Source organism: Pseudomonas sp. MF08831, assembly GCF_059862645.1.
The window spans coordinates 1-23584 of sequence record NZ_JCBCUX010000013.1 but is presented as its reverse complement, the minus strand read 5'-3'; the positions used below and the strand labels follow the sequence as shown (position 1 = coordinate 23584).

18 protein-coding genes are annotated in these 23584 nt (G+C 60.9%); 7 read left to right on the top strand and 11 right to left on the bottom strand.

Annotation, left to right across the window (positions count from 1 at the left end):
• Positions 1-193 precede the first annotated feature (193 nt).
• The 5 genes from AC19YS_RS23540 to AC19YS_RS23520 all read right to left on the bottom strand — a co-directional run bounded on the left by AC19YS_RS23540 (position 194) and on the right by AC19YS_RS23520 (position 5374).
• Positions 194-1171 carry an NAD(P)-dependent oxidoreductase gene (locus tag AC19YS_RS23540; RefSeq protein WP_500602741.1) on the bottom strand — a complete coding sequence of 326 codons (978 nt, stop codon included), beginning with the start codon at positions 1169-1171 and terminating at the stop codon, positions 194-196.
• Complete coding sequence (locus AC19YS_RS23535; RefSeq protein WP_106577856.1) at positions 1168-2466, bottom strand: MFS transporter; 1299 nt, start codon at positions 2464-2466, stop codon at positions 1168-1170. Before AC19YS_RS23535 ends, AC19YS_RS23540 begins: the two co-directional genes overlap by 4 nt.
• Positions 2467-2511: 45 nt before the next feature.
• Complete coding sequence (locus AC19YS_RS23530; RefSeq protein ID WP_200624824.1) at positions 2512-3453, bottom strand: sugar kinase; 942 nt, start codon at positions 3451-3453, stop codon at positions 2512-2514.
• Positions 3446-4228: a sugar phosphate isomerase/epimerase family protein gene (locus AC19YS_RS23525; RefSeq protein ID WP_500602740.1), complete on the bottom strand. Its 783-nt coding sequence runs from the start codon at positions 4226-4228 to the stop codon at positions 3446-3448. The genes AC19YS_RS23530 and AC19YS_RS23525 overlap by 8 nt, the downstream gene beginning before the upstream one ends.
• Positions 4229-4315: 87 nt before the next feature.
• Positions 4316-5374: a LacI family DNA-binding transcriptional regulator gene (locus AC19YS_RS23520; RefSeq protein WP_500602739.1), complete on the bottom strand. Its 1059-nt coding sequence runs from the start codon at positions 5372-5374 to the stop codon at positions 4316-4318.
• 391 nt (positions 5375-5765) lie between these two features.
• On the opposite strand from AC19YS_RS23520, the gene AC19YS_RS23515 reads away from it, so the two are divergent.
• From AC19YS_RS23515 to AC19YS_RS23505, 3 genes are all read left to right on the top strand, one after another.
• Positions 5766-7607, top strand: a complete 1842-nt coding sequence (locus AC19YS_RS23515; protein ID WP_500602738.1) for a hypothetical protein — start codon at positions 5766-5768, stop codon at positions 7605-7607.
• Between the two features lie 133 nt (positions 7608-7740).
• Positions 7741-9816 (top strand): hypothetical protein, encoded by a 2076-nt coding sequence (locus tag AC19YS_RS23510; protein WP_234452659.1) that lies wholly within the window; start codon positions 7741-7743, stop codon positions 9814-9816.
• Between the two features lie 766 nt (positions 9817-10582).
• A complete protein-coding gene (locus tag AC19YS_RS23505; RefSeq protein ID WP_200624858.1) occupies positions 10583-12349 on the top strand; it encodes an autotransporter outer membrane beta-barrel domain-containing protein in 1767 nt (588 codons plus the stop codon).
• A 70-nt stretch (positions 12350-12419) separates the two neighbouring features.
• On the opposite strand, the gene AC19YS_RS23500 is transcribed toward AC19YS_RS23505, so the two are convergent.
• The 3 genes from AC19YS_RS23500 to AC19YS_RS23490 are packed head-to-tail and all read right to left on the bottom strand — an operon-like array spanning position 12420 to position 17379.
• Positions 12420-13061 (bottom strand): DUF1345 domain-containing protein, encoded by a 642-nt coding sequence (locus tag AC19YS_RS23500; protein ID WP_200624826.1) that lies wholly within the window; start codon positions 13059-13061, stop codon positions 12420-12422.
• Between the two features lie 52 nt (positions 13062-13113).
• Positions 13114-16203: a multidrug efflux RND transporter permease subunit gene (locus AC19YS_RS23495; protein WP_119741864.1), complete on the bottom strand. Its 3090-nt coding sequence runs from the start codon at positions 16201-16203 to the stop codon at positions 13114-13116.
• A gap of 18 nt (positions 16204-16221) precedes the next feature.
• Positions 16222-17379: an efflux RND transporter periplasmic adaptor subunit gene (locus tag AC19YS_RS23490; RefSeq protein ID WP_448199296.1), complete on the bottom strand. Its 1158-nt coding sequence runs from the start codon at positions 17377-17379 to the stop codon at positions 16222-16224.
• A gap of 288 nt (positions 17380-17667) precedes the next feature.
• Here AC19YS_RS23490 and AC19YS_RS23485 point away from each other — a divergent pair, with 288 nt between their 5' ends.
• The gene (locus AC19YS_RS23485; RefSeq protein WP_106577862.1) at positions 17668-18369 is read left to right on the top strand and encodes a response regulator; all 702 of its coding nucleotides are present in this window, start codon (positions 17668-17670) and stop codon (positions 18367-18369) included.
• Between the two features lie 3 nt (positions 18370-18372).
• Positions 18373-19674 carry an ATP-binding protein gene (locus AC19YS_RS23480; RefSeq protein ID WP_106577863.1) on the top strand — a complete coding sequence of 434 codons (1302 nt, stop codon included), beginning with the start codon at positions 18373-18375 and terminating at the stop codon, positions 19672-19674.
• Here AC19YS_RS23480 and AC19YS_RS23475 read toward each other — a convergent pair whose 3' ends face one another.
• From AC19YS_RS23475 to AC19YS_RS23465, 3 genes are all read right to left on the bottom strand, one after another.
• On the bottom strand, positions 19675-20361 hold the full coding sequence (locus AC19YS_RS23475; RefSeq protein WP_106577864.1) for an anti-sigma factor: 687 nt from the start codon (positions 20359-20361) through the stop codon (positions 19675-19677).
• Complete coding sequence (locus AC19YS_RS23470; RefSeq protein WP_106578152.1) at positions 20358-20885, bottom strand: sigma-70 family RNA polymerase sigma factor; 528 nt, start codon at positions 20883-20885, stop codon at positions 20358-20360. The genes AC19YS_RS23475 and AC19YS_RS23470 overlap by 4 nt, the downstream gene beginning before the upstream one ends.
• A 169-nt stretch (positions 20886-21054) precedes the next feature.
• The gene (locus tag AC19YS_RS23465; RefSeq protein WP_472526199.1) at positions 21055-21576 is read right to left on the bottom strand and encodes a DUF3455 domain-containing protein; all 522 of its coding nucleotides are present in this window, start codon (positions 21574-21576) and stop codon (positions 21055-21057) included.
• Between the two features lie 137 nt (positions 21577-21713).
• Here AC19YS_RS23465 and AC19YS_RS23460 point away from each other — a divergent pair, with 137 nt between their 5' ends.
• Entirely contained in the window at positions 21714-22493 is a 780-nt protein-coding gene (locus AC19YS_RS23460; RefSeq protein WP_500602737.1) for a class I SAM-dependent methyltransferase, read from the top strand.
• Between the two features lie 81 nt (positions 22494-22574).
• Complete coding sequence (locus AC19YS_RS23455; RefSeq protein ID WP_169366558.1) at positions 22575-23360, top strand: sulfite exporter TauE/SafE family protein; 786 nt, start codon at positions 22575-22577, stop codon at positions 23358-23360.
• Positions 23361-23584 lie beyond the last annotated feature (224 nt).

Genomic DNA, 23584 nt, shown 5'->3' with positions numbered 1-23584 from the left:
GATTGCACCTTTGGCACTGACCCACCGCTTTCGCGAGCAAGCCCGCTCCCACAGGGATTGGGTTTACACAGCAAGCTACCTTGGATAAACACGGCCAATGTGGGAGCGGGCTTGCTCGCGAATGCAGTCTGACACTCAGCATTGATGTCGACTGATACACCGCCATCGCGGGCAAGCCCGCTCCCACAGGGGATCAGTGTTTCCAGGCCGCTGGATTGACCAGGTTTTTCGGGCGTTCGCCCGACAGCGCCGCCAGTAGGTTGTCCACCGCACACTTGGCCATCGCTTCGCGGGTTTCATGGGTCGCCGAGCCGATGTGCGGTGTGGCCACCACGTTGTTCAAACGCAACAGGGGCGAATCGTGGTTCAACGGCTCACGCTCGAACACGTCCAGGCCCGCTGCCCGAATGGTGCGTTGCTGCAGCGCCTGAACCAGCGCCGCCTCGTCCACTACTTTGCCGCGCGAGATGTTGATAAAGATCGTCTCCGGGCCCATCAGCGCGAACTCTTGAGCGCCGATCAGCTTTTCGGTTTCGGCGGTCAGCGGCAAGGTCAGGCAGACAAAGTCAGCTTCCTTGAGCAAATCCACCAGGCTGCGGTACTGCGCGCCGAAGCGTTCTTCCACCAACGGCTTGGGCGAGTGGCTGTGGTAGATCACCGGCATGCCAAACCCAAAATGCCCGCGTTGGGCCAGGGCTTCGCCGATGCGGCCCATGCCGATGATGCCGAGGGTTTTGCCATGCACGTCAGTGCCGAAATGGGACGGGCCGATGTTCTTGCTCCATTGGCCGGCACGCACCATGTCGGCCAGCTCCACCACCCGGCGCGCGGTGGCCAGGATCAGCGCAAAACCGGTATCGGCGGTGGTTTCGGTGAGCACGTCCGGCGTGTTGCTGAGCAGGACGCCGCGCTGGGTCAGGTAGTCGATGTCGTAGTTGTCGACCCCCACCGAGACGCTGGCCACCGCTTCAAGGTGTGGCGCCAGGTCGAGCAGCTTGGCGTCCAGGCGCAGGCTCGCACCCAGCAGGCCTTGGGTGCGGGGCAAGGCCTCGCGCAGCTTGGCCAGGCCAGGTTCGTCGAGCGCTTCGATCAGCGTGACGTCGGCCTGCTCCTGCAGGCGGGCCATCAAGGGCGCAGAGAGTTTCTTGTATAAAACGACAGACTTTTTCATCGGGTTTTCACCTTCAATCCAAGGGTCGGCATCGGCGCGCGTTCACGGTCGCTGGCGCCGGGCTTGAGGAAAATCGTCAGCACCACCGACAGCATCAGCGCACCGCTCATCAGCAGGTACGAAGCGCCGGGCGAACCGGTGGTGCTGTTGAGGTAACCCACCAGGTACGAACCGCCGAACGAGCCCAGCGCGCCCATGCTGTTGATCAGCGCCATGGCGCCGCCGGCGACGTTGGCCGGCAGGATCTCCGGCACGATGGCAAAAAACGGCCCGTAAGGCGCATACATGCACGCGCCGGCGATGACCAGCAGGCTGTAGGACCACCAGAAGTGTTCGGCGCCCAGTGCGTAGGAGGCGTAGAACGCAATGGAGGCAATCAGCAGGGGTGGCCACACAAAACGTTTACGTTTTTGCAGTTTGTCCGAGCCCCAGGACACCGCGAGCATGCCGATCACCGCCGCCAGGTAAGGCAACGCCGACAGCCAGCCGGCTTCGACCATGTCCATTTGCAGGCCGGCCTTGAGGATCGACGGCAGCCACAGCACAAAGCCGTAAACGCCGATGCTCCAGCAGAAAAACTGCAGCGCCAGGATGATCACTTTGGGCGAGCGGAAGGCCTCGGCGTAGTTCTTCACCGCCTTGATCCCGACTTGTTCGGCGGCCAGCGCACTTTCGAGGTCTTTTTTGTGCTGCTCACTCAGCCACTTGGCGTCGGCGGGTTTTTCATCCGCCAGCTTCCACCAGATAAACGCCCAGATCACCGCCGGTATGCCTTCGATGATAAACATCCAACGCCAGCTGAAATGCTGCACCAGGTAGCCCGACACCACTGACATCCACAGCATGGTCACCGGGTTGCCGAGGATCAGGAAGGTGTTGGCGCGCGAGCGTTCGGCACGCGTGAACCAGTGGCACAGGTACACCAGCATCGCGGGCATCACGGCGGCTTCGACCACCCCGAGCATGAAGCGAATGGCGATCAGCATGTAGGCGTTGGACACCACGCCGGTCAGGGTGGCAAGGCCGCCCCAGAGGATCAGGCTGACAAAAATCAGCTTTTTAACGCTGCGCTTTTGCGCGTAGATCGCCCCCGGCACCTGGAAGAAAAAGTAGCCGAGGAAGAACAGCGCGCCCAGCAGCGAGGACATGCCGGGGGTGATCATCAGGTCTTCGGCCATCCCGGAGGCGGCGGCGAAGCCGTAGTTGGCGCGGTCCAGGTACGCCAGGCTGTAGGTGATAAACACGATAGGCATGATGTACCACCAGCGGCGGGTGGCGAGTTTCAAGGTATCCATGGAGTTGCTCCTGAGCTTGTTGTAGTTGTGGCAACAGGGTGTACGTCATGCAACGGATCGAGTGGGTAACTCCGAACGAGTGGGCAAGCCTTCCATGTCGCCGCGGCTCTGCACGGCGCGGCTGCCGATCCAGTTACCGCGCTGTACCGCTTCGGGGAAGCTGAGGTTTTCCAGCAGTGCGCTGATCATGCCGACGGCAAAACCATCGCCGGCGCCGACGGTGTCGACGACTTTTTCCACCGGCACGGCGGCAACGAAGCCCTGGTCCATCTGGGTGCGGTAATAGGCGCCGTCCGGCCCAAGCTTGATGGCCACGGCCTCGGCGCCCTGGTCGAGGTAGAACGCGGCGATGTCGGCCGGGTCTTCGAAGCCTGTGAGCAAGCGACCTTCGCTCAAACCCGGCAAGACCCAATCGGCCATGGCGGCAAGGGCGTTGATTTCGGCGATCATCTGCGCCTGGCTGGCCCATAACGATGGGCGCAGGTTCGGGTCGAACGACACGCTGTGCCCGGCTTTGCGCATCTGCGTCATCAGCTCGCGGGACAGCTCACGGGTGGCCTCGGACAACGCCGGCGGAATACCGGTGGCGTGCAGGTGACGCGCTTGCAGCAGCGTGGGGCTGATGGCGGCGATGGACAGGTGGCTGGCCGCCGAGCCTTTGCGAAAGTACTCGACTTGAGGGTCTGCGCCGGCTTCTTCGCGGGACTTGAACTGAAAACCGGTGGGGTGCAAGGGATCGACCGCCACATGCTGGCAATCCAGGCCTTCCTTTTTCAGGGTGTCGACCACAAAACGCCCGAGGGAATCATTCCCCACCCGGCTTAGCCACGCCACATTGAACCCCAGGCGCGACAGGCCAATGGCGACATTGCTGTCGGCGCCGGCAATGCGTTTGTGGAACTGCGCTACCTGGGCCAGATCGCCGGTCTGCTCGGCGACAAACATCGCCATGGTTTCACCAAACGACAGGATATCGATCTTAGACATGGGCATTCTCCGCACGGGGTTGGCCAAGGATGGCGAGGGCGGCGACCTGTTGCGCGGTGACCTCGGTCAGGTCATCGCCTTGCAACGGGAATTCCACGGCCCGGGTAATACCTTGAGTCATATGCTTGAGCAGTCGTTCCCACAGATGCAGGTCGGTGGCGCCGGGCGGCAGGGCCACCAGCTTGCCGTCCTGGCGCCGGGCCACGGCCTTGCAGTGCAGGTAATCCACGTGACGACCGAGCAAGCGCGCCGCGGTGAGGGCGGACTGGTCTTGCCATTGCCAGTTGCCGATGTCGAACGTCATCTTGACGGGCAGGCCCAGGCGCTCGACCTCGGTGAAGAACCGCTGCATCGGCTCGATCCGTCCGCCGTGCAGGGTCTGGTCGTTTTCCACCAGCAGTTTGACCGGGTGTCGGTTGAGCAGGGCGTGCAGGCTTTGCAGGTCGTTGGTGTCGGTGAAGTAGCCGAGGGAGACTTTCAGCCAGCGCGCGCCGAATGCCTGGGCGCGGTCCAGGGTGTCATTCAGCTCGGCGTTGGGCTGGGCGCGGCCGGCGACCCACAGTTCCAGCGGCGAGGAGTACACCGATTCCAGGCCATGCGCGGCGGCAGCCTGGGCGAGTGTGGCCGGGTGCTCGGTGGTCAGTAGTTCTTCACGCCATTCGATGCGTTGGGCGCCGGCAGCGCTCAGTACGTCGACAAAACTCAGTTGGCCCTGTTGGCGAACACGCTCGGCGCCGTAGCTGGAAAGGCTGATGGAGACGGGGTATTTGTGCATTGTTGTTTACCTCTGAAACCGGTTTCATTTTTATACGCAAAACAAATGTGGGAGCAGGCTTGCCTGCGATGGCGGTGTGTCAGGCGACTACGGCTTCGCCGGGTAAACCGTCATCGCAGGCAAGCCAGCGCCCACAAGGGATTGTGTGGAACCACGGATGATTAATTCCGGCAAAAAATCCAGGGTGCGCGTCGGCGCATCATCGCCGCGCAGGCGCTTGAGCAAGCAGTCAAAGGCACTGGCGCCAATCGCTTCAGTAGGCTGGGCGAGGGCGGTAATGCCATTGCCCACCAGCGGGTACCAGTCCAGATCATCCAGGGCGATCAAGCCGACATCCTCAAACAGCCGGCAGCCTGAAGCCTTGAGCGCGCGGGTACAGGCCAGCGCGGCGATGCCGTTGGCGCAGAACAGCGCTTTCGGGCCGGGCGTGGCAAGGAAGGCCTGCAGGCGGCTTTGCAGCGCGTCGTCCAGCTCCAGCACCGCGCCGGTCAGCCCTGGGCGGCTGGCGATCTCGGCCTTGAAACTGGCCTGGCGCTCCAGGCGTGAGCTGGTGCCATCGGCGGCTTCGCTGACCAGCAACACGTCGCGATAACCCTGCTGTTGCAAGTGTTCGACGGCGATGCGTACCGCTGCGGCGTTGTTTAGCCCCACCAGGTCGCTGTGCAATGGCTCGACCTTGCGGTCCACCAGCACCAGCGGCATTTCCTGCTGCAGTTCCAGCAGTTGGTCAAGGTGATGGCCGAGGGTGTTCACGATCAGCCCTTCGATGTTGTACGAGCGCAGTGCGGCCAGGTGCTGACGCTCCTGCTCGTCATCGCGGTCGGTGTTGCACACCACCAGGCTGTAGCCGTGCTTGCGGCAAGCGGTTTCGACGCCATGCATCACGGCAATGGAATAGGGGTTGCGGATATCGGCCACCAGCATGCCGATCAAGCGTGTGCGCCCACGTTTCAAGCCACGGGCCATCTGGTTGGGGCGGTAGCCAAGTTCGCGGATGGCCTGTTCGATACGCAGCGCAATGGCGTCGGAGAGCAGGGCGCGGTCATCACCGATAAAGCGCGACACACTGGCTTTGGACACGCCGGCGCGCTCGGCAACATCAAGCATGGTCACGCGGCTGCGCTGGGCGGCGGAAAATGGAGTCACGATAACGGGCCTTTCTTATTGGAATTAGCCGTTTCAGTGCCTGAGAGAAGCTCTGAAACCGGTTTCATAAAATGCCAGGTGGCGCCTTTCGTCAAGGAATATTTAGAAATAGGCGCGTGCACAGCGCTGAAAAAAACGACGAGTGGATGGGCCTACCTGTTAGTTCTGACAGTATCCGTGTGCAGGCTTTAGGCGTTTAATTTTTCCATGGCAGGCACGAAGGCATTGCTCTCGTGACTCGCCATGCTGAAACTTTTCCTGAGGCCGGAACATGTCGACTATCCGAAAGCCCTACACGCGTTCCCGGCTTTTAACCAGGCAGGCCGTCATAGGCGACGGCTTGGATCCCGCTACGGTTCCAGGTGTTATGACCGCCGATGGCAGAGGGGTCGTGCCACTGCAACTGTTGCTCAGCCCGCTGAAGGTGCGTATTCCCGCGTGGGAGCCGATGCCAACGCCCGCCATCCCGGGTGACCCGGCTGACCCGGTGCATACGTGTGAACTTTGGTGGGAGAGCGATGATGGCATCAGGCTTCTCGACCGGTTTCTGATCGGGCCGCCACCGCCGGACATTCCGGCTTTTTTCGAGCGTGAAATCAGCATGCTCAACCTGCGCAGCCGCAGTCGAGTCGCGCGCCTTTACTACACCGTTCGCAATGTCGGCGGGCAGAGCACCAGTTTGCCAGTGACGATCACAATCGACCTGGAACCGCCAAAATTGATCGCGCCGACGGACATGGCACGCTTTGTCGTACCGCCAGAGCCGGCGATCAACGCGCAGTATCTGACAGACCATCAGCCCACGGCGTTTTACATTCCGGTCTACAACGTCGCGGCGCCCAATGACCGTATTGAATTCTTTTTATCCAATTCGCCCGCGCCTCCGTTGAAGCTGGCGGACGGCGGCTCGCTGGTAAATTTCAGCACCACGCCACCCACGGCAACCTTGAACTCGGATGCGTTTCGCGACCTGAACAATGGCCCCGGGTACCTGTTCTATCGGATCTATGACGAGGCCGGTAATTTCAGCACGTTGAGCAGCGGGCTGCCCTTTGTGCTGTCCCTGGGGCTGCCAGCCCCGAGCATTCGTCCGCCGATCTACAACGACGAGTTGATCAAGCGCAATGACGCTCGCGTCGATGAAGGCGGCGGCGTGTTTGTGCGCATAGACAGCTACCCGGGATGGTCCGCAGCTGCCCGGCATGAAGTGATTGTGTATTGGGATGACCGACCCACCACGCGCCGGTTGGTGTCGCAACTGCCGTTCGACGTGGACATCCCCTGGACAGTTCTGCGGGGGCCGAGTCCGGTGCTGGCGGCGCAGACCGTACCGGTACGCTACGAAATCTTTGGCCTCAACCCTGTGCCGACGTCGTCCAAGTCTCTTTCCGTCAATGTGAACCTGACGATCGCCGGCCAGGATCACCCCAATGCACCGGCATTGCTGAACCCGACGTTGGCGCCGGTGGAAATTGTGGGCCGCACCGGCACCAACACGCTGGTTGATGCAGACCGAGGTTACCCGGTTCGCGTGCGAGTGCGGCTGTTTGATACGCCCCGTGTGGGCGACTCGCTGAGCCTTTACTGGAACGGTGCAGGCCCGGTGGCCACCTATGCTGTGGGCGCCGCTGATAGTGCCGGTAGCTGGGTGTTTTTCAGCGATGTGCCGTGGTCCGTGATCAGCGGCGCCACTGCCGCGGTGTACGCGGTGCATTACACCACCACCAACGGCTTTAACGAGCAACGCGCCCCCGTTACCAATGTGAATACCCAGCTTGTCCCACTGCCTGCACCGCTTATACAACACACGCTGACCAATGGTTACTTGACCTGCAGTTCGCAAACCAACCCGGTTAACGGGGTGCCGTGGTCAATGTTGAAAGATGGCGTGCGTTGGTTAATAACACCCAACCCCGCGCTACGGGTGGGCGACATGCTCAAGTTCGTGTGGCAAGGCTTCAATGAGAATAACTGGAGCACTTTAAATCCAAGCGTTGTAGTCAGTCGGTCACTGTTATGGGAGCCCGCACATACAGTGGCCGGCGCAATCATTGTTCTGAATTCGTTTGACGCGACGCTATTGCCGGTGCGCAAGTACGGATCGGCAACCGGCAGTTATGAAGTCTGGCGTGACGGTGTGAAAGTTGGCGACTCACTCCCGGGACGAGTCAGAGTTGATTTGACTTACGGTACAGGTCGTTATTGTTCTGCAAATGGAATTGTGTCGGGTTGAATCATCGGTGTGTGTCAGGTGTGCACAAGGTATTTGGTTGTTTGCAGTAAAGCTTCGTGGTTGAAAAACAAGATTTATTCAATTGGCGAAGAGCATTGCTAGTCTTAGCCGTTTAACTGTCCGGAGCAAGATAATGGAACTTACGAATAGACAAATCATAGATGCTTTTGTACCCAGGGCGCCCTCCGATTACACACCCGAAAGATTTCAACTGGGCGCGTTTGCTGACCAAGTGATCGGATACACGGGGTTGCTGACGCGTGCGGCTTCAAAAGGACAGTCCACCAATTTGAATATTCCCCTGTGGGACGGCGCCAGTACCGACCCCGCGGCGATGGATGTATTAACGGTCGAGATTGCTCCGTACCTGGATCTGAGTGGTTTGGATGTCGATGCCGAAGATGCCTATTTCGGCTCCAGCAGCACCCGGTTTCAACGCCGACTGACCAGTCAACCCGATCCAGTGCCGGTGGCAATACCGCAAGCCTATCGTCCCCCGGGTGTGTATTTGGTCAGGTATCGGGTGCTCATTGCCGACTCGGGCGTCGATAACTTTTCAGTCCCGCAGCTGCTGGTCGTCGATGAGACGTCGCCCTATGACCGTCCCCGCATCAACCCGCCGGAACCCTCGTTACCGGTGGGCCTGGTCGGGCCTCTGGACCTTGCCTATATTCAGAGTCAGCCAAACCAGACGGCGCTGTTACCGATTCCCTACGACGCGCAAAACGGCCTGTCCGATGGCGATTACATCGAAATGTTTTTCGGCTCTTCGGATAAGCCTTACGCATTTGCGCCGCCTAACCCGGAAACAAAGTTCCGGGTTGATCCGGCCGTGCCCCTGACTCTTCCGTTGCCGGCAAGTGTTGTCGCGGCTGAACGCCGGGGCAACTTCAGTCTGCGCTATCGCCTGTTCGACGTGGCCGGCAACCCGTCCGAGCTCTCGTACAGCCTGGATTTGGCGGACCTGGCACAGGCGCCATTGCCCACCGAATTTTCTGCGCCAACTGTTGTACTGGCAGTGCCCGGTGACGGCTTGATTGATCGGGCTGATGTATTGTCCGGAGGCGGCGTACGAGTGCTGGTTCCCAGCTACACGAATGCGCTGCGCCCCACAGATGAAATCGTCGTCGCGCTGAGCTCAACGTTCGCCTCAATCCAGGTCACGGTGCCGCTGGGCACCACTGCATTCCCGGTGCCGGCTCTGTTCACTGCGGCCAATATGGATACGCTGTACGGGCCTCAAACACCCGGCAAGAACCGGGTGCCGGTGACGGCTTCGTACGTCGTGCGTCGCGGCGCCATCACCCATCCGACGCCGCCGTTGGAAACACCGTTCGATCTGGACCTGTCTATCGTGGGGCCTGTGGGGCCGGTGATCGTCGGGCCTGGCAACTTGAATCCGAACCTGTTGCCCGTGGTGGTCCAAGCGATGCGCGCCGGGGGCACATTCGGGCCTGACAACCATTTGGAGGTTGATGACGTAAATCTGGCGGCAAGGGCTCGAATTCCATTGTGGACGACGCCTGCATTGCCGGCCGCATCACTGCCGTTCACGGTGACCTTGAATTATGGTGGCCGTCTGCAAGCGCAGAATATCGTGACCCTGCCTGCCAGTGGGTTCGTGGATTTCACCATTCCCTTCAGTGATATCAGAGCGTTGGGCGGCCCTACGCAGTTGGCGTCTTACACCATCACGTCGGCGGCCAGTGCAAACCCAAGTGTGTCGGTCAATACAACGGTGATCGTCGACTCTGTCATCTTGCGAATGGAAGCACCGAGAGTCCTTAATAATACCGGTACGCTGAACTGCGATACGCTGAGGCCGATTAACAGCGGCAGACTCATCATCCATATTCCAGGCTCGGATTATTTGAGCGCGGGTCAACTTATAAACGTGACGTTCGTCGGGTTCCAGAATAATACCCAGACACCCCCGTCCGTGGTCACGGAATCTAGAACGTTTACAGTGCCCGATGCCACGGCTGCCAACATTGGGTGGGACCTTACATTCGACGTAAGTTCCACGGTCTTGTTTAACCCGATCAACGCCAACCGGTCATTGTTGACCCAAGGCTCGGCAACGGTAACCTTTGATACTCAATATCTTGGGCAAACAGTGCCTTCGCTTCCCGCCAATTATCGGGTGCGGGGTTTCCGTCCGGGCACGGGAAGTTCCAACTATTGCGCCGGCGGCGTTGTGCCCGCTTAGTTTAAAACATTGGGGTAGTTACCAGAGAGGGGCAGAACCCTCTTTGGTATTCCTGGCTTATATTGAATTTTTTAAAGGCGTAGAGGGCGCCACCACCCCACAGCAGTTGTTGATTTTTATCGGATTGATTGGGAGAAATCCTACAGATTTTAAGCGAGTGCTCGTCAATCATGGCGCCGCTTAATGGGCTGGGTCCCACGAGATTTAGAACCCGCCCTATTGTTTCGTGCAGGAACTAGAGGTTCATTATATGTCGGCAGTATTTAACTTCAAACCAACACCCTTGAGCCTTGCGTTGTCAGCCCCGGCCGTCACGTTAATGTTCCTGGTTACTCCCACTGCGCAAGCGCAAACACAAGTCATTTTGCCCAATACGTCGATATCGGCCGCTACGCCGCTTGATAACTATGTACTGTCTGGCGGATCAAGCCTGATTGCGCACGGTGCGACGACCCGGCAGATTCAAATGGTTAACGCAGGTTTGACGCTGGAGCCGGGCAGCAAAACGTTAGATATTGAAGCCCGACTGCAATCGAAAGTGGTCGTTGATAACTCTCAGGTGACGGCGCGCCCCACGATCACCCAGGCCATTTCGGTCGCGGGTAACAGCAGTGCCTTAATCACCAATAACAGTACGGTCACCAACGCCACGGGTTGGGGGGTGAGTGTCACGCGCACGACAGGCGGCACGGATGGTTCATCCCTAACGGTCAAAGACAGCAGTGTTATCGGTGCTACCCGCGGTATTTCGGCCGCCGGCTACGGCATGGTGAACCTGGACAATGCCCGCGTAGACGCTACGGCTGCGACAGGTGTCGGTTTGGTGCTGCTTAATGCCGACGCTGTAGCGCGCAATAACAGCCGTATTACTGGCGGGGTGAACGGCGTCAATATGCGCATGGAGGGGGACCTGACGCGGACCAACTCCTTGATCCTGGATAATTCCGTGGTCCAGGGCAAAAGCGGTTCAGCCATCCTGGTCAATCCGCCGCTCACCAACAGCACCAAGGCTGATATCCAGGTTCTTAATGGTTCGAACCTGCTCAGCGGTAATGGCGTGCTGCTTCAAGTGGACAATAACTCCAGCGCCAACCTGTTCGTCGACAACAGCCAGTTGATCGGCGACGTGGTCATTGGCGCGGGTAGCGCGGGCATGGTGCAACTCAACAACAATGCCTCGCTGACCGGCCAGTTGCGCAATGTCGAGCAACTCGACGTCAACAGCAACGCCCAATGGGTGCTGGTGGGTGACAGCCAGGTCAATACCCTGAAAATGGGCGGCGGCAACGTAGTCTTTGGCGCCCCGGGCCAATTCTTTCAACTGAACACCCATAACCTGACCGGTAACGGCACGTTCAAAATGCACACCAACTTCAACACCGGCGAGACCGACCTGTTGAATGTCAATGGCAACGCCGAAGGTAATCACCAACTGTTGATTGGCGCCAGTGGCTCGGAGTTGGCCACCGGTGAGGCCATCAAAGTGGTACACACCGAAAGCGGCGGCGCGAGGTTCGGGCTGGTGGGCGATACCGTCGATGTCGGCGCTTTCGAATATGGGCTCAAGCAGGAAGGGACCGATTGGTACCTGGATACCGAGAAAAAGGGCACCAGTACCAGCGCCAAGGCGGTGCTGGCATTGGCCAACGCTGCACCTGCGGTACTGGTGGGTGAGTCGAGCATATTGCGCACCCGCATGGGCGAAGTCCGCTTTGGCCAAGGCAAGAGCCAGGGCCTGTGGATGCGCGGCTACGGCAACAAGATTGACGTGGCGGCCAACAGCAACGGCGTGGGCTACTCACAGAACCAGACCGGCCTGACCATCGGTGCCGACACGGCGCTGGATGCGGGTGACGGCCAGTGGACGCTCGGTGTCATGGGCGGTTACAGCAACTCAACCCTGGGCCTGAGCCGTGGCAGCAGCGGTATGGTCAACAGCTACTACCTGGGTACCTATGCAACCTGGCTGGATGAAGAAAGCGGCGTGTACGTGGATCTGGTGGGCAAGGTCAACAAACTCAAAGGCCAAAGCCAGGTCAACATGAGCGACGGCCAACGTGCCAAAGGCAAATACACGCAAGACGCGGTGAGCGCATCTGCCGAGGTGGGCAAAAACATCAAGCTCGACGATGAGGGCCTGTATGTTGAACCGTTTGCCCAGTTGTCCGTCGCCGCCATTGGTGGCGCCAACTACACCATGGACAACGGCCTGAAGGCAAAGAGCGATCGTGCCACGTCAGCCATCGGCAAGGTGGGTGTCACCCTGGGCAAAAATGTCCAGCTGGACAGCGGCAGCATTCTGCAGCCGTACCTGCGGACGGCGGCGGCGCGTGATTTCAGCCCGGACAACCGGGTGTACATCAACGATCAGAGGTTTAATAACAACCTCTCGGGCGCGAGCGTCGAGGTAGCGGGCGGCATGGCTGTTTCGTTGTCGAAAAACCTTAGCCTGCATGCCGAAGTCAGTCACAGCAAAGGCAAGGCATACGACATGCCTTGGGGCGCAACCGCAGGTTTGCAGTACGCCTTCTAAAGTACATGTGCACGAAATAGGGGAAGCCTCGGCTTCCCCTTTTTTTGCCCGTCTGATCAGCACGCTGGGCCTAACTGAACAACCCTGCGGCAATGTTGATCGAAAAACCCAGAATCGCCGTATTGAACAGAAAACCGATCAACGACTGGCCCAGCACCACTTTGCGCAGACCGCGCGTGGCCACGCCCACATCGGCTGTTTGCACCGCCACGCCGATGGTGAACGAGAAGTACAGGAAGTCCCAGTAGTTGGGGTTGCGCAACCCTTCGGCAAAACGCAACGCCGGCTCCTCGCCCTCCCAGGTGTAGAAAAGGCGTGCGTAGTGCACGCTGAAAATCACCCCGATCAGCAACCATGAGCCGACCACGGTCATGCCGGTAAAGCCGTAATGCAGCAGGCGCGCCGTGCTGTCGAGGTCTTTGCTGCCCACCAGGTTCACCGTGATGGTCGCAAGGCTGGCAATCGCCGCGATGCACACCATGAACAGGACCAGCCTGGCGTGTTCGTCTTCGATCTCGGCGATGCGTTTTACGTCGTCGGCGCGAGCACGGGTCGCCAGCCACAGCATCAGCAGCAGGTAGGTCCAGACGCCGGCGTTCCAGCCGATGAGGATTTTGCTGATCAGCGTATCGGCAGGCGCCAGAATGCCCACGGCAAGACCGAGTACGGCGGCGGATGAAAGGCGAGGGTGGGTGCGGGCGAGGAAGGCCATAGGTGCTCACAACAAGAGAGGTTGTGAGCACCATAGCGCATTTTCGGACGGGTTATGGACGCTTGCGCACCCACTTCATGACGACCACAAAGAACACCGGCACAAACACCACTGCCAGTGTTGCGGTGATCATTCCGCCGATCACCCCGGTGCCAATGGCTTGCTGGCTGGCGGAGCTGGCGCCGGTGGCAATCGCCAGCGGCACCACGCCGAGGATAAACGCCAGCGACGTCATGATGATCGGCCGCAGGCGCAGGCGCGCGGCTTTCAAGGTGGCGTCGATCAGGTCCTCGCCTTGCTCATACAAATCCTTGGCAAATTCAATGATCAGGATCGCGTTCTTTGCCGACAAGCCGATGATGGTGATCAAGCCGACCTTGAAAAACACATCGTTAGGCATGCCGCGCAAACTCACCGCCAATACCGCGCCGAGCACGCCCAGCGGCACCACCAGCAACACCGAGGTCGGGATTGACCAACTTTCATACAGCGCCGCCAGGCACAGGAACACGATCAACAGCGACAGGCCCAACAGCAACGGCGCCTGGGAACCGGACAGACGCTCCTGCAGCGACAAACCGGTCCATTCCTGGCCCAGCCCTGCGGGCAATTGGCTGACCAAGCGCTGGATTTCTTCCATGGCCTCACCCGTGCTGTGCCCTGGCGCCGCTTCGCCGCTGATGGCGATGGCGGGGTAGCCGTTGTAGCGGGTCAGCTGCGCAGGGCCCTGGGTCCATTTGGCTTCGACAAATGCCGATAACGGCACCATCTTGCCGGCGTTGTTGCGCACATTGATCTTCAACAAATCCGCCACCTGGCTGCGCTGATCGCCTTCGGCCTGCACCACCACCCGTTGCATACGGCCCTGGTTGGGGAAGTCGTTGATGTAGGCCGAGCCGATGGCTGAAGACAACACATTACCGACGTCAGCGAAGGAAACCCCCAGTGCATTGGCCTGCTTGCGGTCTACTTCCAACTGCACTTGTGGCGCCTCGGCCAGGGCGCTTTCACGCACATTGGCCAGGATCGGGTTTTTCTCGGCGGCCGCCAGCAGCTCAGTACGCGCTGCCATCAAGGCGGCATGGCCGACACCGCCACGGTCCTGCAACCGGAACTCGAAACCGCTCGAGGTGCCCAGGCCGTCTACCGGCGGCGGCAGGATCGCATAGGCAATCGCATCCTTGAGCTCGCTGAACGCGGCGTTGGCGCGGTCGGCAATTGCCGCCGCCGAATCGTCGCTGCTGCGTTTGGACCAGTCCTTGAGCGTGGTAAATGCCAGCGCCGCGTTCTGCCCGGAGCCAGAGAAACTGAAGCCCATGATCATGGTGGTATCGCCCACCCCTGGCTCCTGGGCGTTATGCGCCTCGATCTGCTCGGCTACCTGCACCGTGCGGTTCTTGCTAGCGCCCGGTGGCAGCTGGATATCGGTGATGGTGTAACCCTGATCTTCCACCGGCAGGAACGAGGAGGGCAGGCGGCTGAACATCCAGCCCAGGCCCACCAGCAGCACCAGATAGATCAGCAGGTAACGACCACTGCGTTTGAGGGCGTAGGCCACCCAGCCTTCATAACGGTCGGTGAGGCGTTCAAAACGCGTGTTGAACCAACCAAAGAAACCGCCCTTGGCGTGGTGCTCGCCCTTGGCAATCGGCTTGAGCAAAGTGGCGCACAGGGCGGGGGTCAGGGTCAAAGCCAGGAACGCCGAGAACAGAATCGAGGTGGCCATCGACAGCGAAAACTGCTGGTAAATCACGCCCACCGAGCCCGGCATAAAGGCCATCGGCAGGAACACCGCGACCAGCACCAAAGTGATGCCGACGATGGCCCCGGTGATCTGGCCCATGGCTTTACGCGTGGCCTCCTTGGGCGACAGGCCCTCGGTGGCCATGATGCGCTCGACGTTTTCGACCACCACAATCGCATCGTCCACCAGAATGCCGATGGCCAACACCATACCGAACATGGTCAGCACGTTGATCGAAAACCCCAGCAACAGCATGGTCGCGAAAGTGCCCATCAGCGCGATCGGCACCACCAGCGTCGGGATCAGCGTGTAGCGCACGTTCTGCAGAAACAGGAACATCACCGCAAACACCAGCGCCATGGCTTCCAGCAAGGTGTAAATCACTTTAGTGATCGAGACTTTGACGAAGGGCGAGGTGTCGTACGGAATCTTGTACTCCACATTGGCCGGGAAGTAGCGCGACAGCTCATCCATCTTCGCCCGTACCAGCGTCGCGGTGTTCAGCGCGTTGGCGCCCGGCGACAGCTGCACACTGACAGCGGTGGACGGCTTGCCGTTCAGGCGTGTGGAAAACTGATATTCCTGGCTGCCGATTTCCACCCGCGCCACATCGCCGATGCGCACGGTGGAGCCGTCCGGGTTGGCCTTGAGCACGATGTCGGCAAACTCCGCCGGCGTCGACAGCTGGCCTTTGACCAGAATGGCGGCGGTGATTTCCTGGGTGTGAGTGCCCGGCAAATCACCGATGCTGCCCGCCGAGACCTGCGCGTTCTGCGCGCTGATCGCGGCGTTGACGTCGGCCGGCGTAAGGTTGAAGCCAATCAGCTTCTGCGGGTCGATCCAGATACGCATCGCGCGCTCGGCGCCATACAGCTGCGCCTTGCCCACGCCCTCGATGCGCTTGAGCTCGTTCATCACGTTGCGCGCCAGGTAATCGCTGAGCGCGACGTCATCGAGCTTGCCGTCGCTGGAGGTCAATGTCACCAGCAGCAGGAAACCGGCAGACACTTTCTCCACCTGCAACCCTTGCTGGGTCACCGCTTGCGGCAGGCGCGGCTCTACCGCCTTCAGACGGTTTTGCACATCGACCTGGGCCATTTCCGGGTCGGTGCCCGGCTGGAACGTTGCGGTGATGGTCGCCGAGCCTAGGCTGCTCTGGGATTCGAAATACAGCAGGTGATCGGCACCGTTGAGCTCCTGCTCGATCAGGCTGACCACGCTTTCGTCCAGGGTCTGGGCCGAGGCGCCCGGGTACACCGCATAGATTTCCACCTTCGGCGGCGCGACGTTGGGGTACTGGGCCACCGGCAACTGCGGAATGGCGAGCGCGCCGGCCAGCAGGATAAACAGGGCGACCACCCAGGCGAAGATCGGGCGGTCAATGAAGAACTGCGGCATTGTCAGGTATTCCTTTGCTTAGCGGACCGAGGCCTGGGCATTCGGCGCGGGGCTGTCGTCCACTTCGACTTTTTCACCGGGGCGTGCGTGTTGCAGGCCCTCGACGATGATGCGGTCACCGGGTTTGAGGCCATTGCTGACGATCCAGCGATCCTCGATCACCGCGCCCAGCTCCACCGGTTGCTGGCTGACGACCTGTTCGGCGTCCAGCAAGAGCACCATCGGGATGCCGGCGCTGTCACGGGTAATGGCGCGCTGCGGCACGCTGATGCCCTGTTTGTCCACTGCCTGTTCCAGGCGCACGCGTACAAAGCTGCCGGGCAACAGGTCGAGGTCCGGGTTGGGGAACTCGCTGCGCAGGATGATCTGCCCGGTGCCGGGGTCGACGCTGATTTCGGCAAACAGCAATTTGCCCGGCAGCGGGTACAGGCTGCCGTCGTCCTCGATCAGCGTGGCCTTGGCCTGGTCCTGGCCGACCTGCTTCAAGCTGCCGGCACGGAAGGCCCGGCGCAGGTCGTTCAACTCGCGGGTGGACTGGGTCAGGTCAGCGTGGATCGGGTCCAGTTGCTGGATGATCGCCAGCGGCGTGGCTTCGTTTTGCCCGACCAGCGCGCCCTCGGTGACCAGCGCGCGGCCGATGCGCCCGGAGATCGGCGCGGTCACGGTGGCGTAGCCCAGGTTGAGTTTGGCGCGCTCGACGGCGGCTTTGTTGGCGGCGACTTCGGCATTGGTCTGGCGCACGGCGGCGCGGGCATTGTCGTAATCCTGGCCGCTGATGGCGTTGCCTTCGACCAACTGGCTGTAGCGCTGCTCCTGCAGACGCGCCTGGAAAGCGTTGGCCTGCGCCTTGCTCAGGTTGGCCTGGGCGCTGTCCAGGTCGGCTTTGAACGGGGCGGGGTCGATGCGAAACAGCACGTCGCCCTGTTTCACGTCGTGACCTTCCTTGAACACGCGCTGCATGACCACACCGGCCACCCGTGCGCGCACTTCCGCAATACGCGGCGCGGCAATCCGCCCGCTCAGTTCACTGCTGATCGAGAGAGGCTTGGCTTGCAGGGTCTCGATGCGGACTTTGGCCAGCGGCATTTGCGGCGCCTCGTCCGCCGACTGGCCACACGCGCTCAGGGCGAGCGCCAGGGCCAGCAGGCAAAACGGCGCAAACAGATTCTTCGACATGCTCATATCCCAATATTGACTGGCGCATCCTAAAGACACCTGCGCCGTGGTGCTGTGAAGCTGTGTAGCTCGTCTGTGAAGAAATGTAAGGCGCGACCCATAGTCGCCTGAGGGCGTATATCCTTGCACAATCCTGCAAACAGCAAAGATCAAATGTGGGAGGGGGCTTGCCCCCGATGGCGGTGGATCAGCCAATCAATCTAGCCACTGAACCACCGCTTTCGCGAGCAAACCCGCTCCCACATTGGGTTTCTGTACACCTGATGAACTGCATTATTTGGAAACACCATGCCCAACATCCTCCTGGTGGAAGACGACGCCGCACTCTCCGAGCTGATTGCCAGCTACCTGGAGCGCAATGGCTACCATGTCAGTGTGCTCAGCCGTGGCGACCACGTACGCGAACGCGCGCGCCTCAACCCGCCGGACCTGGTGATCCTCGACCTGATGTTGCCCGGCCTCGATGGCCTGCAGGTGTGCCGCTTGCTGCGCGCAGACTCGGCGGGCTTGCCGATCCTGATGCTGACTGCGCGCGACGACAGTCACGACCAGGTGCTGGGCCTGGAAATGGGCGCCGACGACTATGTCACCAAGCCGTGCGAGCCACGCGTGCTGCTCGCCCGTGTGCGCACTTTGCTGCGCCGCAGCAGCCTGTCCGAACCTCAGATGGCCAACGACCAGATCGTCATGGGCAACCTGTGCATCGACCTGTCGGAGCGCACCGTGACCTGGCGCGAGCAGGCCGTGGAACTGTCCAGCGGTGAATACAACCTGCTGGTGGTGCTGGCCCGGCACGCCGGTGAAGTGCTCAGCCGCGACCAGATCCTGCAGCGCCTGCGCGGTATCGAGTTCAACGGCACCGACCGCTCGGTGGACGTGGCCATCTCCAAGCTGCGCCGCAAGTTCGACGATCACGCGGGCGAGGCGCGCAAGATCAAGACTGTGTGGGGCAAGGGCTACCTGTTCAGCCGTTCCGAGTGGGAATGCTGATCCATGTTTCGTGTCCTGCTGCGCCTCTACCTGATCACCATCATCACCTTCAGTGCGGCAATCTTCCTGATTCCGCGGTTGGTGATCCAGCTGTTTGAACACCGCTACATGGACTACAACGTCGAGCAGACCCGTGGCCTGCAGACGCTCATCGTCAAACAATACCTGCGCGCGCCGGTCGAGCGCTGGTCCCAGGTGACCGAGCAATTGGGCCGCGACTTCGCGCCGCTGAAAGTCAAACTGCTGTTGCGCCAGGACGCCAGCTACACGCCTGCAGAAGAAAAGCTGCTGGAGCAGGGCAAGCCGGTGATCCGCCTCGGCGAATGGGGCTGGATGGAAGAAATCAGTTCGCCGGTCAACCAGCAGTTTGCGGTCAAGCTGACAATTCCCCCCGACCCGATGGACATGAACTTGCTGTACTGGTCGATGAACGTGCTGATCGGCGCCGCGCTGCTGGCTTGCCTGCTGTTTTGGCTGCGCCCGCACTGGCGTGACCTGGAGCGCCTGAAAAGCACCGCCGCACAACTGGGCAAGGGCAACCTGGGCGAGCGCACGCATATTCCGCCCAGTTCCAACATTGGCAGCCTGGCATCGGTGTTCGACACCATGGCCGACGATATCGAGCGCCTGCTCAATCAGCAGCGCGACCTGCTCAATGCGGTCTCCCATGAACTGCGCACGCCGCTGACCCGCCTGGATTTCGGCCTGGCGCTGGCGTTGTCCGAAGACTTGCCCCACGCCAGCCGCGAGCGCCTGCAAAGCCTGGTGGCGCACATTCGTGAGCTGGACGAGCTGGTGCTGGAATTGCTGTCGTACAGCCGCCTGCAAAACCCGGCGCAACTGCCGGAGCGAGTGGACGTGGTGCTCGACGAGTTTGTCGACAGCGTGCTGGGCAGCGTCGATGACGAATTGGAAAACCCCGAGATTGTCATCGACGTGGCGCTCGATTGCGCGGTGGAGCGCTTCCGCCTCGACCCGCGTCTCACCGCCCGCGCGCTGCAAAACTTGTTGCGCAATGCCACGCGCTATTGCGACAGGCGCATCCAGGTGGGCGTCAAGGTGTGTGCCAAAGGCTGTGAAATCTGCGTGGATGACGATGGCATCGGCATACCGGTAGACCAGCGCGAGCGGATCTTCGAACCCTTCTACCGCCTGGACCGCAGCCGCGACCGCGCCACGGGTGGCTTCGGCCTCGGCCTGGCCATCAGCCGGCGTGCGATGGAGGCCCAGGGCGGCACGTTGACGGCCCAGGCATCACCCTTGGGCGGGGCACGGTTTCGCCTGTGGTTGCCCAGCGTCAGCTGATCAGAGCACCTTGACGGCGCGGCCGATCGCCTGGATCGGCCCGGTGGGTTTGCCGGTCGGCGAGCCATTCGGGTCTTCCAGGGTCAACTCGAACAATTGGTTGGGCGCCAGTGGCGGCAGTTTGTCCAGCGGCACCGACAGTGTTTGCCCTGGCTTGACCAACCCCAGCGACACCGGGCCTTGCCAGCCATCCGCCTTGGTCCAGAATTGCAGCGCCTTGTCGGCAGGTACTTGCATCACACCCAATGGAATCAACTGGATCTGCTGAGTATTGCTGGCCTGGATCACCCACCCCGGAGCCTGGCTTTGCGGCGCCACCAACACCACCACAAAGGTGGGTTCAGCAGTGGGCGGGCGGGTCAGCAGCAGCGTCGCCAGGACCAACGTCGCCACCAGCCCCGCGCCGGCCAAACCACGCCAGAGCGCCAGCAGGTTCCACCACGGTGTTTGGCGGTCGGTGCGGGTGTCGGCAGGCGTGACGGTGCGCTCGATGCGCCGCCACAGCTGGGCAGAAGGGGGCACCGGTTCGGCCAATGCGGTCAGCGGCAAAAGGCGCTGCTCCCATGCGTCCACCGCCGCGCGCAACGCGGCATCCTCGGATAAACGCTGCTCAACCTCGGCGCGTTGCGCCGCGGGCAGGGTACCCAGCACGTATTCGCCAGCCAGTTCGTCCAGAGGGTTGCTCATGCCATGCACTCCCGCAGCGCAGCGAGGCTGCGTTTGATCCAGGCTTTGACGGTCCCCAGCGGGGTGTCCAGTTTCTGTGCGATTTGGCTGTGGGAATAGCCGTCGACATAGGCATGCAGGATGCACGCGCGACGGGCCGGATCGAGCTGCTCCAGGCAGGCGTGGACCTGCCCCGAGCGCGAAGCGAATTCAAAGGTGTCGGGTGTGGCGATGTGCTCGTGTGCGTCGCCCAGGGGTAATTCCCGGTAGTGATTGCGCACGGCATTGAGCGCCAGGTGCCGGGTCACGCTGAACACCCAGCCGCGCGCCGCGCCACGGTTGGGGTCGAAACTGCCGGCGCCACGCCAGATCTTGATAAACGCGTCATGCACGATGTCTTCGGCCAGGGACTTGTCCCTGGCAATGCGAAAGGCCACGCCGAGCAAACGGCTGCTGTCCTGCTCATAGAGCTGGCGCAAGGCGCGTTGATCCCCACGGGCGCAGGCCAGCAGACAGGCTTCGTAATCAAAATCGGCGTCAGGCAAGGCCACGTGTGTCCACCACTGTCATAACAATCGCCACCGCACTGCAGGGCGCCGGCGTGCCGGCGAAAAAGGGCACGGGCGCAGCGTATAACCCAGGTGCCCTGCGTCATCGTTGACGACCCTCGCCGGCAAGCCGGCCCTTACAAGGGCAGCGTAGCTGAGTTTGTTCTCAGTTGGCCGCCCAGAAGATGTAGTCGGCCTGGTACTTCACCACTGCCTGCGTGCCTTTGTTGGCAGCGCTGCACTCGGTGCTCGGCGCCACGCCACCCTTGAGGGCCACGCGCTGGATATAACTCACACCGCTCATTGCGCCTTTGCCTTCGGCCGGGTTGGCCTTGACCAGTTGATACGGCAGGTTGCCAGCACCGGAGGGCGCCACGGCCAACTGCGTGCCGGTGACTTTTGAACCGTCCTGGGCTTGCCATGTAGCGGGTGGGCCGAAATAGGTGCCCACTGGCTTGCCGCTGCGGTCATTCAACACCGCCTTGGGGCCGACAAACGTCCACTCGGTCTGGCCCGCGGCGTTAGCTTTGTCGCGGCATTCGTAGGTGATTTCGCCGACGCCTGTGGTCTCCAGCGCCACCTTGTGCCCATCCGGCACCTTGATGCTGTCGGGCAAGACGGTCTGGGCGAAAACCGTTGGCGCAGCGGCCAGCAGGGCGGTCAGGCAGAACAGTGCTTTAGCGTTCATGGGTGATTCTCCATTGAGTAAAACAGCGGGGTCACTGTAAGCACTACCCAGGCCGCGCTCGATTGGATGCAGTGATTAGAAAATAAATGCGCAAGGGCGCACACTGTGCCCCCGCTTTACCCGAGGAGAGATTGGCAATGACTGGTGTTCACACGTCTGCTCAACAAGGTTTCTCTACCCAGGCCGTCACTTACGCCCAAGGCCGGCCCGACTATCCGCGACAACTCACCGGCTGGCTCACTGATGCGCTGCACATCGATGCGCAATCGACGGTAATCGACCTGGGCGCCGGTACCGGCAAGTTCACCCGTTTGCTCAGCACCCTGGCGCCCACGCTGGTGGCGGTCGAACCGGTCGAAGCGATGGGCGCGCAGCTCAATAAACTGTTGCCCGATGTGCGCCTGGTCAATGGCACGGCCGAATCCATTCCCCTGGAAACCGCCGTCGCCGATGCGGTGGTCTGTGCGCAGGCGTTCCATTGGTTTTCTACCGAAGCCGCGCTCGCAGAAATCCACCGCGTGCTCAAACCCGATGGGCGCCTGGGGTTGGTGTGGAATGTGCGCGATGAATCGGTGGATTGGGTCGCCGCCATCACCGACATCATCACCCCCTATGAAGGCGATACGCCGCGCTTTCATTCAGGCCGCTGGCGCGAAGCCTTCACCGGCGAATATTTTTCTGCGCCCCACATGACCTGCTTTGCCTATCAGCATGTCGGCAGCCCTGGGGAGGTGATCATGGATCGCTTCCTGTCGGTGAGCTTTATTGCGGCGCTGCCCGCCGCCGAAAAAGCCAGCGTGACTGCGCAGTTGCAGGCGCTGATCGCCACGCATCCTGCCTTGCGAGGGCGTGACACCGTGGCTTTTCCGTATCAGACGCAAGCTTACGTCTGTCATCGGCTGACACAAAAGGCATAAAGTCAGATCATATTGATATAAGTCGTTATAAGAAAAATCGCTATCCTGCGGCCAGAAATTTATAAGGCCGCGGGTAGCTGTATGGATGTGGGTAATTTTGGTTTTGTCATCGCTGGCCTGGTGGTTGGTTTTATCGTTGGCATGACCGGTGTCGGCGGAGGGTCTTTGATGACCCCGATCCTGTTGTGGTTCGGCATCAACCCGGCGACCGCCGTGGGCACTGACTTGTTGTACGCGGCCATCACCAAGTCAGGTGGCGTGCTGGTGCACAGCAAGAACAGGAATATCGACTGGACCATCACCGGTTGGCTGACCTTGGGCAGTGTGCCTGCGGTGCTGCTGACCCTGTGGTTCCTTGCCAGTTTGCATACCGACCCCAGCGCCATGAACGCGGTGATCAAGCAGGCGCTTGGTGGGGTGTTGCTGCTGACGGCGCTGGCGATTCTGTTCAAGAAAAGCCTGCTGGCTTTTGCGCAGCGTCATGCGGGTGACGACTATCACATGAGCCCGCGCAATTTGAACGTGTTGACGGTGGTGACCGGTGCGATCCTTGGCACCATGGTTGCTCTGACGTCCATCGGGGCGGGTGCGCTTGGTACCGTGGCGCTGTTTATTCTGTACCCGTTTCTGGCGACGCGTCGGTTGGTGGGTACCGAGATTGCTCATGCCGTGCCGCTGACATTGGTCGCCGGGCTGGGGCACGCGAGCATGGGTAATATGGATTGGCATTTGCTGGGCTTTTTGCTGATGGGGTCGTTGCCGGGGATTTACCTGGGGAGTCACATGACCGGTAAGGTTCCTGATGGTGTGTTGCGGCCTTGTCTGGCGGTTATGTTGATGACTATTGGCTATAAGTTGGCGTTCTGATGTTTTCGGGGGGGTGGGTGGGTGAGTACATATCCGTTGCTGCGGTCACGGCCACTTAGGGTTCCGCTCTTACAGCGGGTCACTTTTGGCAAACGCCCCAAAAGTAACCAAAAGGTCTTTGCCCCACCACTCGGCACCTCGCCTGGGCTCGGTGTGCCCTCACTCCGGCTTGAATCCGTGGGCCGCCGCGACGGGCCATCCATGGCCCAACGCGGCTAACCCGG

What these genes read in the sequence shown, in the direction of transcription:
- AC19YS_RS23495 (WP_119741864.1), bottom strand. Translation starts at nt 16,203, where the DNA reads ATGCCGCAGTTCTTCATTGACCGCCCGATCTTCGCCTGGGTGGTCGCC.
- AC19YS_RS23510 (WP_234452659.1), top strand. Translation starts at nt 7,741, where the DNA reads ATGGAACTTACGAATAGACAAATCATAGATGCTTTTGTACCCAGGGCG.
- AC19YS_RS23500 (WP_200624826.1), bottom strand. Translation starts at nt 13,061, where the DNA reads ATGGCCTTCCTCGCCCGCACCCACCCTCGCCTTTCATCCGCCGCCGTA.
- AC19YS_RS23540 (WP_500602741.1), bottom strand. Translation starts at nt 1,171, where the DNA reads ATGAAAAAGTCTGTCGTTTTATACAAGAAACTCTCTGCGCCCTTGATG.
- AC19YS_RS23490 (WP_448199296.1), bottom strand. Translation starts at nt 17,379, where the DNA reads ATGTCGAAGAATCTGTTTGCGCCGTTTTGCCTGCTGGCCCTGGCGCTC.
- AC19YS_RS23475 (WP_106577864.1), bottom strand. Translation starts at nt 20,361, where the DNA reads ATGAGCAACCCTCTGGACGAACTGGCTGGCGAATACGTGCTGGGTACC.
- AC19YS_RS23525 (WP_500602740.1), bottom strand. Translation starts at nt 4,228, where the DNA reads ATGCACAAATACCCCGTCTCCATCAGCCTTTCCAGCTACGGCGCCGAG.
- AC19YS_RS23480 (WP_106577863.1), top strand. Translation starts at nt 18,373, where the DNA reads ATGTTTCGTGTCCTGCTGCGCCTCTACCTGATCACCATCATCACCTTC.
- AC19YS_RS23460 (WP_500602737.1), top strand. Translation starts at nt 21,714, where the DNA reads ATGACTGGTGTTCACACGTCTGCTCAACAAGGTTTCTCTACCCAGGCC.
- AC19YS_RS23505 (WP_200624858.1), top strand. Translation starts at nt 10,583, where the DNA reads ATGGTGAACCTGGACAATGCCCGCGTAGACGCTACGGCTGCGACAGGT.
- AC19YS_RS23465 (WP_472526199.1), bottom strand. Translation starts at nt 21,576, where the DNA reads ATGAACGCTAAAGCACTGTTCTGCCTGACCGCCCTGCTGGCCGCTGCG.
- AC19YS_RS23535 (WP_106577856.1), bottom strand. Translation starts at nt 2,466, where the DNA reads ATGGATACCTTGAAACTCGCCACCCGCCGCTGGTGGTACATCATGCCT.
- AC19YS_RS23485 (WP_106577862.1), top strand. Translation starts at nt 17,668, where the DNA reads ATGCCCAACATCCTCCTGGTGGAAGACGACGCCGCACTCTCCGAGCTG.
- AC19YS_RS23530 (WP_200624824.1), bottom strand. Translation starts at nt 3,453, where the DNA reads ATGTCTAAGATCGATATCCTGTCGTTTGGTGAAACCATGGCGATGTTT.
- AC19YS_RS23455 (WP_169366558.1), top strand. Translation starts at nt 22,575, where the DNA reads ATGGATGTGGGTAATTTTGGTTTTGTCATCGCTGGCCTGGTGGTTGGT.